The sequence below is a fragment of the Lysinibacillus sp. NPDC056959 genome (assembly GCF_042674095.1).
GTDB classification, from domain to species: Bacteria; Bacillota; Bacilli; order Bacillales_A; family Planococcaceae; genus Lysinibacillus; species Lysinibacillus zambalensis.
The window spans coordinates 83,181-96,506 of the sequence record NZ_JBHURE010000005.1 but is presented as its reverse complement, the minus strand read 5'-3'; the positions used below and the strand labels follow the sequence as shown (position 1 = coordinate 96,506).

The 13,326-nt window shown below is 35.9% G+C and carries 13 protein-coding genes and 2 pseudogenes; 14 read left to right on the top strand and 1 reads right to left on the bottom strand.

All coding sequences use genetic code 11. The features are described 5' to 3' along the window. Positions 1-8: 8 nt before the first annotated feature. The 6 genes from phaZ to ACFTQ7_RS08250 all read left to right on the top strand — a co-directional run bounded on the left by phaZ (position 9) and on the right by ACFTQ7_RS08250 (position 5,752). The gene (phaZ, locus tag ACFTQ7_RS08275) at positions 9-920 is read left to right on the top strand and encodes an intracellular short-chain-length polyhydroxyalkanoate depolymerase (RefSeq protein ID WP_386828090.1); all 912 of its coding nucleotides are present in this window, start codon (positions 9-11) and stop codon (positions 918-920) included. After that, the gene (fabG, locus tag ACFTQ7_RS08270; RefSeq protein ID WP_386828089.1) at positions 904-1,635 is read left to right on the top strand and encodes a 3-oxoacyl-ACP reductase FabG; all 732 of its coding nucleotides are present in this window, start codon (positions 904-906) and stop codon (positions 1,633-1,635) included. Before phaZ ends, fabG begins: the two co-directional genes overlap by 17 nt. A 16-nt stretch (positions 1,636-1,651) precedes the next feature. Beyond that, the gene (locus ACFTQ7_RS08265) at positions 1,652-3,118 is read left to right on the top strand and encodes a class I adenylate-forming enzyme family protein (protein ID WP_386828088.1); all 1,467 of its coding nucleotides are present in this window, start codon (positions 1,652-1,654) and stop codon (positions 3,116-3,118) included. A gap of 681 nt (positions 3,119-3,799) precedes the next feature. Further along, positions 3,800-4,168 carry a hypothetical protein gene (locus ACFTQ7_RS08260; RefSeq protein WP_386828087.1) on the top strand — a complete coding sequence of 123 codons (369 nt, stop codon included), beginning with the start codon at positions 3,800-3,802 and terminating at the stop codon, positions 4,166-4,168. A 284-nt stretch (positions 4,169-4,452) separates the two neighbouring features. Further along, on the top strand, positions 4,453-4,902 hold the full coding sequence (locus ACFTQ7_RS08255; protein ID WP_386828086.1) for a MarR family winged helix-turn-helix transcriptional regulator: 450 nt from the start codon (positions 4,453-4,455) through the stop codon (positions 4,900-4,902). 4 nt (positions 4,903-4,906) lie between these two features. Continuing rightward, positions 4,907-5,752, top strand: a complete 846-nt coding sequence (locus ACFTQ7_RS08250; RefSeq protein WP_386828085.1) for an MBL fold metallo-hydrolase — start codon at positions 4,907-4,909, stop codon at positions 5,750-5,752. A 72-nt stretch (positions 5,753-5,824) separates the two neighbouring features. Here the strand turns inward: ACFTQ7_RS08250 and ACFTQ7_RS08245 are convergent. Beyond that, positions 5,825-6,109 (bottom strand): annotated as a pseudogene (locus ACFTQ7_RS08245) (shikimate kinase); the annotation flags it as partial. Between the two features lie 154 nt (positions 6,110-6,263). Here ACFTQ7_RS08245 and ACFTQ7_RS08240 point away from each other — a divergent pair. From ACFTQ7_RS08240 to ACFTQ7_RS08205, 8 genes and pseudogenes are all read left to right on the top strand, one after another. Next, on the top strand, positions 6,264-7,958 hold the full coding sequence (locus ACFTQ7_RS08240; RefSeq protein ID WP_386828084.1) for a methyl-accepting chemotaxis protein: 1,695 nt from the start codon (positions 6,264-6,266) through the stop codon (positions 7,956-7,958). A 376-nt stretch (positions 7,959-8,334) separates the two neighbouring features. After that, positions 8,335-8,577 (top strand): hypothetical protein, encoded by a 243-nt coding sequence (locus ACFTQ7_RS08235; RefSeq protein ID WP_386828083.1) that lies wholly within the window; start codon positions 8,335-8,337, stop codon positions 8,575-8,577. Between the two features lie 22 nt (positions 8,578-8,599). Next, a complete protein-coding gene (locus ACFTQ7_RS08230) occupies positions 8,600-9,070 on the top strand; it encodes a GNAT family N-acetyltransferase (RefSeq protein ID WP_386828082.1) in 471 nt (156 codons plus the stop codon). Between the two features lie 195 nt (positions 9,071-9,265). Continuing rightward, a pseudogene (locus ACFTQ7_RS08225) lies at positions 9,266-9,607 on the top strand (HTH domain-containing protein); the annotation flags it as partial. Between the two features lie 277 nt (positions 9,608-9,884). Beyond that, positions 9,885-10,148: a YhdT family protein gene (locus ACFTQ7_RS08220; protein ID WP_386828081.1), complete on the top strand. Its 264-nt coding sequence runs from the start codon at positions 9,885-9,887 to the stop codon at positions 10,146-10,148. Beyond that, positions 10,148-11,593, top strand: a complete 1,446-nt coding sequence (gene panF, locus ACFTQ7_RS08215; RefSeq protein ID WP_386828080.1) for a sodium/pantothenate symporter — start codon at positions 10,148-10,150, stop codon at positions 11,591-11,593. The genes ACFTQ7_RS08220 and panF overlap by 1 nt, the downstream gene beginning before the upstream one ends. A 59-nt stretch (positions 11,594-11,652) precedes the next feature. Continuing rightward, positions 11,653-11,862, top strand: a complete 210-nt coding sequence (locus tag ACFTQ7_RS08210) for a hypothetical protein (protein WP_386828079.1) — start codon at positions 11,653-11,655, stop codon at positions 11,860-11,862. A gap of 400 nt (positions 11,863-12,262) precedes the next feature. Next, a complete protein-coding gene (locus ACFTQ7_RS08205) occupies positions 12,263-13,162 on the top strand; it encodes a hypothetical protein (RefSeq protein ID WP_386828078.1) in 900 nt (299 codons plus the stop codon). Positions 13,163-13,326 lie beyond the last annotated feature (164 nt).

The window sequence follows — 13,326 nt, the reverse complement described above, 5'->3', positions numbered from 1 at the left end:
GAAATACAATGTTAAAAACTGTTGAGCTATCAAATGGAGAAACGATTGCGTATCGTAAACGTCAAGGGGGAGAACGTGTTTTATTATTGATTCACGGTAATATGACATCATCCAAACATTGGGACGTTCTAATCGACGCGTTGGATGAAAAATATACAATTTATGCGCTGGACCTACGGGGCTTTGGTAGTTCATCTTATCATAAACCAATTTCCGCGATTAAAGATTTTAGTGATGATGTGAAGCTTTTTGTGGATGCGATTAAATTGCAGCAGTTTGACATGATTGGTTGGTCAACGGGCGGAGCTGTATGTATGCAGTTTGTCGCACAGTATCCAGGCTATTGTCAGCAGCTTATTTTACTAGCCTCGGCATCTACGAGAGGCTACCCATTTTACACAGATTTAGGTACTGGCAATCAAGCGGCATTAAAAAGAGCTTTTAGCTATGAAGAAGTACTCGTTGATACATCTAAAACAAAATTAGTACAAGGCTTCTATGATTCGAAAGATGTGCATGGCTTACAGTCGGTCTGGAACGCACTTATTTACACACATAAACAGCCTAGCCAAGAACACTATTTGACATATGTGGAGGATATGCTGACACAACGAAATTTAGCGGAAGTTTATCATGCCTTAAATGTCTTCAATATAAGTGCTGTTGATCATGATGTTGCAAAAGGCACGCATGAAGTACAACAAATTACCATTCCAGTTTTAGTGTTAAGAGGGGATCGTGATTACGTAATAACAGAAGGGATGAATGATGAACTAATGCTCGATTTAGGTGAAAACGCACAATTCGTTAGTTTAAAAAACTGCGGTCATTCCCCATTAATAGATGATTTACCACAGCTGACATCTGAAATTGAAGCATTTTTAGAAATAGGAGGAAAAAAGTATGCGTTTAAACAATAAAGTTGCCATCATTACGGGAGCCGCGAATGGGATTGGCTATGCTGCTGCGGAACGGTTTATTGAAGAGGGTGCATTCGTTGTTATTGCAGATTTTAATGAGGATGCAGGGGTTTCTGCAGCCAAACATTTAGGGGATCAAGCATTATTTGTGCAAGTAGACGTTGCAGATAGAGAGAGCGTCAAAAACTTAGTAGTAACAGTCATAGAGCAAACAGGCCGAGTCGATATTTTAGTGAACAATGCGGGTATTACACGTGATGCGATGCTAACAAAAATGACGGAAGATCAGTTTTATCAAGTGCTTGATGTGAATTTGACTGGTGTTTTCAATTGTACGCAAGAGGTCATTCCACATATGATTGCCGCCGGAGGGGGAAAAATTATTAATACATCCTCTGTTAGCGGAGTTTATGGCAATGTTGGTCAAACGAATTACGCTGCTACAAAGGCTGCTATTGTCGGCATGACGAAAACTTGGGCGAAGGAATTAGGGCGCAGGGGGATTAACGTTAATGCGGTGGCTCCAGGCTTTACAGAAACAGACATGGTGAAAAATATGCCAGAAAATGTGCTAGCACAAATGCGTTCTGTCGTGCCATTGCAAAGATTAGGAACACCTAGAGATATTGCCAATGCTTATTTATTTTTAGCATCTGATGAGGCTTCCTATGTCCACGGTCACACGCTTCATGTGGATGGAGCAATTATGATGTGATAAGGAGGCTTTCAAAATGTTTGTAGAGCAATCCTGGATATTAAAACGTGCATCGTTAACACCTAAACGTATCGCATTGGTAAACCTAGAAACACAGGAGCAATGGACTTATCAGCAACTAACAGTGGAAATCACAAAATGGTGTCATTTTTTTGAGTGCCAAAACTTGCGAGCAGGAAGTCGTGTTGCCGTATTTGCGAAAAATCACATCCAGCTTTTTGCTGTCTTATTCGCATGTGGATTAAGAGGACTGATCTACGTGCCACTGAACTGGCGTATGAGTGCAAAGGAATTACATGATATTTTGACAGATGCTACGCCTTCTTTACTGCTTTTCGATGAAGAAATGAATTGCCCTGTATCTTTAGAAAATATGCATTCACTTCGTATAGCGAGTGAAGCGGCTACTCTCAGCATCCGAGAAGTAGACCTGAATGATCCTTGGCTAATGATTTACACTGGGGGTACAACTGGCAAGGCAAAAGGTGTTGTCCTATCCTTTAATTCTGTGAATTGGAATGCGATTAATACAATTATTAGCTGGGGCTTGAATGATCGTGATTGTACGTTAAATTATATGCCGTTGTTTCATACAGGCGGTTTGAATGCTTTATGTATACCGCTATTAATGGCTGGCGGTACAGTGGTGATTGGTGATAAATTTGAGGCAAAAAACGCCCTTCAGGCGATTAATCAGTATAAGACTACAATTTCACTATTTGTGCCAACAATGTACCAAGCGATGATTGCAACGGAGTACTTTAAGGAGAGTAGCTTCCCATCAATGAATGTATTTTTATCAGGAGGCGCACCGTGTCCGTATCCAATCTACGATGCATTTTTTAAGAAGGGGCTATTTTTTAAAGAGGGTTATGGCTTAACAGAAGCGGGGCCCAATAATTTTTATATTTCTCGAGAGGCAGCCTGTTTGAAAAAAGGTACCGTGGGGAAAAGTATGCAATTCAATGAAGCTAAAATTATGAATAGTGCCGGAGAAAGCTGTGCGCCCAACGAAGTGGGAGAGCTATTCGTTAGAGGCAAGCATATGTTTCTTTTTTACTGGAATAATCAGCAGGAGACTGAAAAAATCATGCATGAAGGCTGGTTGAAAACCGGTGATTTAGCTATGATGGATGAGGATGGTGACTTTTATATTGTCGGTCGTAGTAAAGAGATGATTATTTCTGGCGGGGAAAATGTGTACCCACAAGAAGTCGAGCAATGTATTTTGCGCCATCAACTAGTGCATGAGGTAGCGGTCATTGGAGTAGCTGATGATTATTGGGGAGAAATCGTAGCGGCCTTTATCGTTTTTCAGAATCAGGATGAAACTTTATTAGAGGAAATCAAAGAAATTTGTAACAAGCATCTAGGTCGCTACAAGATCCCTAAAAAGATAATCGTCATTGATGAATTGCCAAAAACAAGTGTCGGAAAAATTGATAAGAAAGCATTACAAATGTATGCGAAAGCTGCGAAATAATCAATTTCGCCTTGGCGTAATTGTAGCTGTCGCTTTGCGTTCGCTACAGAAAACATTTGCCGCTGACGCTTTGCTTTCGCGCAGTTAAACAATGCGTCCGGATTTTGAATTGTGCTCAGGCCTGCACGAGGGCCGACACGAGGTCGGTCATTTCGGTAATTCCACAGGACGTAGAGTTTTTACCGATGCAGGACAGTTAGCCGTTTTCGCAGGATGCGAAGGTGTTAGGCTAACATCCTTTATTCATTCCTTTTAAAATCCGTGACATCCGCCGAAGGCCTTGGGCAAACAGGATGTTGGTCACTCAGTCGTTGCCACAGGACGTGGCGTTCTTAGACTGAGTTCATCTATTTCAGTAGGTCTATGAACACCTCTAAAAAGGAACCACATCCGCATTCAGTTCATCACATTTAGATGGAGGCGTCTTCTACTGAATGAAGATAAAAAACGCTTGGAAATTCAGGCGTTTTTTTGTTTTTATATATGAAATGTTTCCTTCATTCTCTATTCGAGGAAGTCCCTTGAAGATGTGAATAAACGGATAGGGGAGGCTATTCAATTGGGCCAGGTTTTGAGAATCCCTTGTGTAATTATGATAAAATATTGCGAGTGAAATCAGATTTTTAACGATTTTCAGTAACAAAGAATATATTTCAGAAATGAAGAAAGGTCAGTACTACTATGGAAAACATAACAAATGTAGAAAAATTGGAATCAATAAAATCCTTACAATCGACAATCAGCAAACTCGAAAATGCCTTGTCTCAGATGACCGAGAAAGGCGCAAATACTACTTTAGTAAAGAAACGACTTAAAGCTGTTTGCATTGGATTAGCGATGCTAGAAAATGTATGGAGTCAAAGCCCCCATCATTTTACCCAAGAAGATTTAGCCGTAGCGCGCAATGTTCTCGCTGGTTTATTACCATCAATTGAGAACATATACATGAAGTCAAAGGTTGGTAGTCCCCAAAGAACGCTTTTAGAAAGAAGGATTAAAGCGTTGGAACTAGCTGTTCAAGCGATTGATGACCATTCAATAACTAAATAGAGTATCAGGAGCTTTAATAATCATAGTAATCCTTTTGAAGAACATATTCTGGCACTTCATTAGCGCTACGCTTTCGCGCAAAAATCATTTGTTGCCCCGACGTTCCTTTAGTTGTGAATTTACTGTCTGCCACTGCTCACCAATTAGTGAGCAGTGGCTATGAAAAAATAATATCAAGGAGAATAGAATATTTCCATTTTTAATGTGTTCATACAATAATTGACAACTCAATAATAGTTAAGTAAACTGAACTTAACTATAAATGGATTGGGGCTGATAAATCTGTGGATGATTATTTAATAATGATAGACCAAATCAATCAAAAGTTTGAGCAGTTCAAGTTGTTAGTTTTACAAGAAACCAAAGAGGTTGAGGAATTAGAGAACTTTCACTTAACTCCTCAACAAGAAATTATTATGTTTTATATTATTCGCAATGAGCCTGTAATTGCGAATGATATTGCAAATCATTTTGGTATTTCAAAAAGTGCGGTTAGCCAAGTAATTTCAAAGCTCGAAGAAATGAAAATGATCTATCGTCAAGAGAATTCAATAAACCGTAGAGAGACCTTTATTTATCTTGGGGATAGAGGTCAAGAGTTTCATCAGCTTCTAAATAAAATTGACGCCATGCTTGTGGAAAAATATTATTCGAAAGTTAGCTTAACAGAGTTAAAAAATGTTCTTGATACATTAAATAAGATTGTCGGAACAAATGAAAACAAAGGGAGTTAAGATAATGGAGAAAAATTTGAAACAACTAACTAATCGTATACATTATTTGCCGCATGATCCTGATACAGATCGACCAATACTGTCTGCCATTTGTGGGGATCACCAAACCTTAATTGTAGATGCAGGAAATTCTGATAAACATACTAAGTTATTTCTTGATGAACTAAATCAAAGTCAAATTGCTAATTATCATTCTGTAGTATTAACGCATTGGCATTGGGATCATAGCTTTGGAACAAATCAGATGAATCTCTTAACAATTGCACATGAAAACACAAAAATGCATCTTGAAAAAATGATGGAATATGATTGGTCAGATGAAGCTTTAGATAATCGTGTCGAAAAAGGCCTAGAGAATCAATTTTGTTCCGACATGATTAAAAAAGAAATTGGAGAAGACAGAAATATTACCATCAAATTACCTAGTATTACTTTTAAAGATAAATATGAGATTGAATTAGGTGGTAATCGGTGTGTAGTCAAACATGTCGGTGGAGATCATTCCGATGACTCATCAATTATTTATGTAGAAGGAGAAAAGGTACTTTTCTTAGGGGATTGCTTGTATCCAAGTATTTACACACAACAACCACAATATAAAGTTGAAAATGTTAGACATCTCTTAGAAAACATTGAAATGTTTGATGCCGAATTTTATGTACTTTCACATGAGCCCCCATTTTCTAAAGAGGATTTTATGGGGTATATAATGTTGTTAAAGTTAATTTGTGATTTAACAGAAAAATATCAAGGAAACCATTCGAATTTAGTTAATGAACTATCTACTCAACTAAATCGCAATTTAAGTCAGTTAGAAGAAGAAATAATATATTGTTTTAGGAATGATTAATAGTTGATTAATTATAGTTACAAGTGATTATAGAACCGAAAAAACGCTTGGAGATCCAGACGTTTTTCAATTCTACAAATGAAATATTTCCTTTATGCTCAAAGCAACTTCTTCAGCACTCAAATTTGTGTTGTTGATCTTGAGATAATTTCCATATTTTAATTCGCCTTCTAAGGAATTTAATCTGTATTTTTCCATCGAGCTTTTCAAATCCTTTTCGGACCATTCAATATCTCTTTTTGAAGGTTTATGCTCAAGTCGATTACCGCTTTTATTTCTTTCCAATCTTTCTACTACATCAGCTTCAAGCTCTACAAAATAAACAGTCCACCCTCTAGATTCAAAGCTTTGCAAGATCCATAACCACTGCTCACCAACAACTCATTTATATTAAAATTGTTAATTTATTGATAATGTATTGAAACTATTTATAGAATCATGTTTAATAAAAATGGCTTACATTTTATACATAATATTCCTGATGAATATGAGAAAAGGAGAGATAAATTATTTGCGCACTTTTAAAATTAGTACGAAATTTAATTTGCTTTTAGTGGGCGTTATTCTGTTTTTAAGCATTATGATTGGATTTGTATCCCATATACAAGTGAAGGAAATTATGCTTAATAATTTTGAGCAGAGTGTAACCCATATTTCAAAGGTCGGCTATGCGCTTCTAGAAGAACGATTTAAGGGAGATTGGAGTATAAAAGATGGGGAACTTTACAAAGGGGATTCAAAAATAGTTGATGAGGAAGCCTTTGTTGATGAGGTTGGTGAAAGCATCGATGGTGGTGTAACCATTTTCCAAGGCTCTAAAGGACTTATTACTAATCTAAAGCTAAATGGCGAACGTTTAGTTGGTAAAGATGCTGATCCAAAAGTCGTTGAAAATGTAATGACTAAAGGGGAAACCTTTATTGGTGAGGCAGATGTAGTAGGTACAAAATATTTAACACTGTATGCACCTATTAAAGATGCAAATGGAGACATCATTGGGATGTGGTTTGTCGGTGAAACGATCGATGAAGTGAATGCTATAATTTTTGCATTTATCGGCAAGCTTCTCATCGTATTGTTTATCGGAGCTGTCATTGCTATATTAGGTAGCTTCCTGTTTACAAGAGCATTTGTGAAGCCGCTTCGTGAAATGAATGCTCAACTTCGAGATATTGCGGATGGAGAGGGAGATTTAACAAAACAGCTACAAATTAATTCCAAGGATGAAGCAGGCGAGCTTGCGCAATCGTTTAATAAAATGCTGACAAGCTTAAAGGTAGTCATGCAACAAATAGCACAATCTTCTAAACAAGTTGATGTATCGTCTGATGGTTTAACATCTAAATCGCAGCAAACCGCTGACATGACGAGACAGCTAACTTCAACACTACAAGATTTAGCCGATGGTTCAAGAACAACACTACATAGCACAAGTGATAGTTTAACAGCCATGCAGGAAATGGCGATTGGCATCCAACAAGTTGCTGAAACGGCTTCAACGGTTTCAGATGCTGCTGATTTAATGAGTGACGAGGCTGCTCAAGGAAATGATTCATTGAATCGTGTATTAAATCAAATGACAATAATTAATAAATCATCTGACCATGTAGAGGCGCAGGTCCGAATTTTAGGTGATCAGTCGCAACAAATTGGCAATATCGTTGATGTGATTACAAGCATAGCCGATCAAACGAATTTGCTTGCCTTAAACGCAGCCATCGAAGCGGCTCGTGCCGGGGAGCAAGGAAAAGGCTTTGCTGTCGTTGCAGATGAAGTTCGTAAATTGGCAGAACAATCAAAGAAATCTGCTGATCAAATAGCATCCCTTATTCATTCAATCCAAAGTGATACGGCTAATGTTATTACGGCTATTTCTAGTAACTCGAAGGAAGCTGCCGCAGGTATGGATGTTGTCGATGATACAAAACTGGCCTTCCACAAGATCATGCAGTCGATTAAGGGTGTAAGTACACAGTTGCATGACATCTCCGCTGTGACGGAACAAATGTCTGCAAGTGTTGAAGAAGTTACTGCTTCAACAGAAACAATGGCACGCATTGCAAGCAAGGCTACTGAAAGCACGGAACACGTTACGATAACAGCAGAGGAGCAATTAGCTTTCATAGATAATATGGCTTCTTCAGCAAAAGAAATGGCACAACAGGCAGACGAGCTTCAAAGTTTAATAAAGAAATTCCAATATTAAAGATGCGCTGATCCTAGCTATTTGAAGTACAAACAAGTACACAAAAGGGAACAGTTTTTCTCAAATTTTATTAAAAGGATAGAAGAGCTTAAATAAATTCGCTCTATCTATCCTCTTTTTTATCAAAGATGGCTTTATTTACTACAACTACAATTTGTTCATTCATCAACCTATGTTGCGGTAATTCATATCAATTATTAAATGAACATTCAGCCTATTTAAACGCCTATGTAAAAAAGATATAGGCTGTTTTCAGATTGATCCTATTCAACTAACGATTAAGGTTATATTGATGAAAATTGGGAATATTCAAAATTAAATGGATGTATGTTAAAATAGTTATTTGATACATAAATATTTTTAAAGGAGTATATTTATGAAAATCGTTGAAAAGTATGGAAAAGTAATAATAGACAACTTTGAATTTTATGGTCAAATTGAACACGATAAATATTGTTCTAAATGCAAGTTTAATCTAGTATATTACGATGATTTTGATGCTTATTTTTGCCCTAAATGTAATAGTTGGACTGAATCACAATGTAGTGACCCTAATTGCAAATATTGCGCTAACCGACCAGAAAGACCTTTAACTTCTTTCAGCATTGATGAAAACTAAAAGCATAAAAGGAGAGCTAAAAGTGGAAATAAGATTAGCTGAAATCGGTGACTTATCGCAATTGATGTATATATTAAATGAGGCTACATTAAATTTACAACAAAAAGGAATATCCCAATGGGAATACCCTTGGGATAATAATAAAATTATAAACCAATTAAAGAATAACTTTTTGTACGTTTTAATACTAGAGGAAGAAATAATAGGAACATTTTGTATATATGATATAGAAAATATAAATGAGCTTTTACTTGATGATAAAAGTAAGTATCTATCTCAAATTGCTATTTTACCCAAGTTCCAAGGAAAAAACATTGGTTCTGCTATAACAAAATTTGCTTGTTTTTTGGCAAAAGGATTAGATAAAACCTTGTATTTAGATTGTTGGGCAGGAAATGAAAAGTTAAAACAGTTTTATTCAAGGAATGGTTTAGAATATATGGGGGATTTTCCTGAAGAAGACTATTTCGTTAGTATCTTTAAATATAGCTAAATATATTTGCTTACCTACTGATGGGTTCCCTAAATAAAGAAGTGTTAGTGTAAAAGATAGAATAAGATTGTGAATCATTGTACTTGAGGTGTGATATAATGGAAGATTATGAGAATGAAGCGGAATTATTTGCTGTATCTAATCACTCAAAACAATATGACTACCTTAAAGATCAAACTCTAGAATTATAATTTAAATAATCAACTACTATCCAAATTATTAAATTTATCTGTTAGTGAGATAGGAACCTTAATGAATGATTCAGATATCATCACAAATGAAAAGTCCGAAGAAATTGATAATAAATTGACAATGTTAAATTTTGGATTTAAAAATTTCGATGTAAAAGAAAGAGTAAAATTAATATTGAATGATTTGCTAACTGATTACATGTTAACAACAGAAAGTTTATCTAAAATCATTTATGTAGAAGAAAAAGATCTTATAGATTTTAGAAAAAAAACACTACTTGATAGAGATATAGAATTAAAAATATGTGTAAATATTATCTTTCTTCATTTTATTTTACACAAATAATTATAAAAATTAAAAAGAGCACCTAATGTAGTGACCCCTTAAAGTAGTGTGTTTATTATGCAGCTAATTGGCTGGCATGAGTTCGGTATTATATTGAACTCATGCCTTTTCATTTTGTCTTCATTTTTTTGTAGTGGCTATGCTAAATAATCTAAATAATGTCCCAAGAGAAAAGCAAAGAATTAAATCTTATTTTAATCAAACATTTATTTTTCTCACAAAGGTTCCCATAATACGAACATATCAGTAAAATAGAGTAGGTTAGGGGGACAGTAATTTGAAAGATCAACGTTTTAAAATTGCGCATCGAGAGGCGCTTATCGGTATTGGACTTGTTATCGTTAACTTTGCGATATGGTTCGGCTTTGCCTATGGACTAGGCTCTGGTGATCCAACAAGCTATACGTATGTTTTCGGTTTCCCTGCATGGTTTTTCTATAGCTGTATTGCAGGGACAGGATTTATGATTATTTTAATCTGGCTCGTCATGAAACTCTTTTTCAAAGAGGTACCATTTGACGATGAGGAGGTGGATCGATAATGCACTGGCAAGTTATTGTTCCACTGCTATTATTTTTAGTCATCATCTTTGGTATTGGTATCTGGTCAAATAAACATATACGCTCTTCCAATTCATTTTTACAGGAATATTTCCTCGGTGGTCGTGAAATGGGAGGCTTCATCCTTGCGATGACAATGATTGCTACGTACGGTAGTGCAAGTAGCTTTATTGGTGGTCCAGGTGTTGCTTATACGAAAGGGCTTGGTTGGGTCTTACTGGCGATGGCTCAGCTTCCAGCGGGTTATTTTGTTTTAATGATTCTTGGGAAGAAATTTGCTATTATTGCAAGACGTTATCAAGCGATCACGTTAATAGATTTTTTACGAGAGCGTTATAAAAGCCATGCCATAGTCATTTTATCTGCCATAAGTATCATCATCTTTTTATTTTCTGCCATGATGGCACAATGGGTAGGTGGTGCTCGATTAATTGAATCATTAACGGGCTTAAACTACACAACGGCACTGTTTATTTTTGCGATTTCCGTGTTAGTTTATGTGATCATTGGGGGCTTCCGCGCTGTAGCATTGACGGATACGGTGCAAGGCTCGATTATGGTGATCGGAACAGTTATTTTATTAATTGGGACAATCATCGCTGGCGGAGGAATTGATAATATTATGGCCTCACTTGTCGCTGAGAATCCGAATCTTGTGTCTCCATTTGGAGCTGAAGGTGAATTAACGCCATTATACGTTTCTACATTTTGGATTTTGATCGGTGTTGGAGTGGTCGGGCTTCCACAAATCGCTGTTCGTGCGATGAGCTATAAAGATTCAAGAAGCATGCATTTAGCCATTATCATTGGCACTATTGCCATTGGGACAATCATGTTTGGGATGCATTTAATTGGTGTTTTTGCACGACCAGTGATGCCAGGTATGGAGATTGGTGATAAAGTTATGCCATTGCTAACATTAAAAGTTTTACCGCCATTTTTAGCTGGCGTTGTTTTAGCAGCACCAATGGCAGCAACGATGTCTACAGTTAATGCGTTGTTGATGCTTGTAAGCTCGACAGTAGTGAAAGATATTTATTTAAATTATATAAAACCGACAGCTAATGATTCGGAAATTAAGCGTGCAAGCTTTATTGTTACAGCAGTGATTGGTTTAGCGGTTATCATTTTTGCACTAAATCCACCAGATTTATTAGTATGGCTTAATTTATTTGCTTTCGGCGGACTTGAGGCAGTCTTTATTTGGACCTTCGTTTTAGGACTCTATTGGAAAAAGGCCAACAAATATGGTGCGATTGCGTCAATGATTTCAGGGATGACCTTATATATTATCATTGATCGTTTTTATCCTTCTGTCTTTGGCATGCATACCGTGACAATTCCAATCGTCGCTTCCTTATTCATTTTTGTTATCGTTAGCTTATTAACGAGTCATAAATTTAAAGACGAAAAGTTGTTTATCTGACATATAAAACGCCGTAGAGATAGAATATCTACGGCGTTTTATATTGTATTCAAAGAGTAATGGATAGAACATCGAGAATCGTGGATAGAAACACTGAATTGACGGATAGAACCTTCGAAGCGACGGAAAGGGGTAGAACCGATAAAGGGGCTTCACAGGGCGATAATGGCGGTAATAACAACCAGCCAAGTTATTTAAATGTAGAGGATGATCCTTTTGCAAATAGGAAAGAGTCTAAGGAAGTTAATGAGGATGACCTCCCATTCTGAAGTAAGGAGTGATTACTGATGATAACAAAACAACCTACTAAGAATTTTTTAGGGTGTGGTTATTGTGCAAACTAATAATGCCATTTCTTTTTAAAAACTTTATCTTGGACTTTAGAAGATAGGACAATGTTTTGGTGCTAAATGAACGTTGCACTGTTACATTCTTGATTCGGATAGTTTACTCATAGTTAATCAACTCATACGTAGTAAAACAAACGAATGGTAAATTTTAGGAAAAAACGTGTTTTTATGCATGATGATAGCCCTGAAGTTTAATTCAATGTATTACTTACAATTCGTTATGAAAAAAATACAAAGTAATTCCATTAATTACTTAGAATTAAAAACATACGTTAACCTCAACATAAGCCTGTGTTAACTAATACAAGGAGGTTATAGGATGATTTTTAATGATATTTGGCAAGCAGATATGAAGGGCAATGGATTAATACCTTTAATTAAAGGATTAAGTGACAATGAAAAAAATGAAGAAATGGGATATGTAATTGTTAATACTAACCCGTTTCCAGAAGGAAGAAATTCAAATAGTTCAGATGGGCAAGTCAATGTTTTAGAAACTGTAGTTATTCCTGAAAGTAAATTGGCATCATATGAATTATTCAAAAAACTTCATGACAATTATGATTGGAGACGCAATCATGATGATCCGACGCCACAGGAAGAATTAGATGAAGTAAAAGAGTTTCTAAATTTTGCTATTAAAACAGAACCAATGAAAATAGCACGGGAGTATGCAATCGAAAGTGGACAAATTTCAGCTAATGCTTCGGATGATGACTGGATAGTATTGTTAAAACAAATATGGTTTAAGCAATATTATCATAATAGTACTTCAGCATTTGAACATGTATTTATTGGTGAAGAGGGTCGTGGAAATAAATTAGATGGTCACCATTCGTGGTATCACTATTATATTAACGATGGACCTTATGAAAAAACGCATCAAGATGATGTGATTTTATTCTTAAAAACTATTCAAGTAAATAGTCGTGCTGAAATGAGCAATAAAGCTGAAGTGATTACAATAAGATATGAGTATAAGGAAAAAGATAATGAAGGTTCAAAAACGCTAATAAAACAAACGGGTGGTTTTTTCGTTGGACTTAGTACAGAAGGACTGTTAGCTATGGGTACTGTAGGGTATTTCCATAATCCGGAGATGGAAAATATACCAATAACGATAAACGATGAAGAATATACATTGGCAGTTTTTAAAACAGAGGATGGAGATAAAAATCTGCGTACTTTCTACCCGAAAATTCCTCAAAGAAATAATTAATCCTGTAATTTTTACTATTAAGTAAAGTACAGTAGAAACCAATTAACGTATTAGGTTGCTGAACAATATGAAGAAATAACTAAAAAGTTTGGTGGGGATATATCCACCAAACTTTAGTTATTTGAATTTTTTTGACAAAAAACAAGAACAAATGAGGAAAGAAG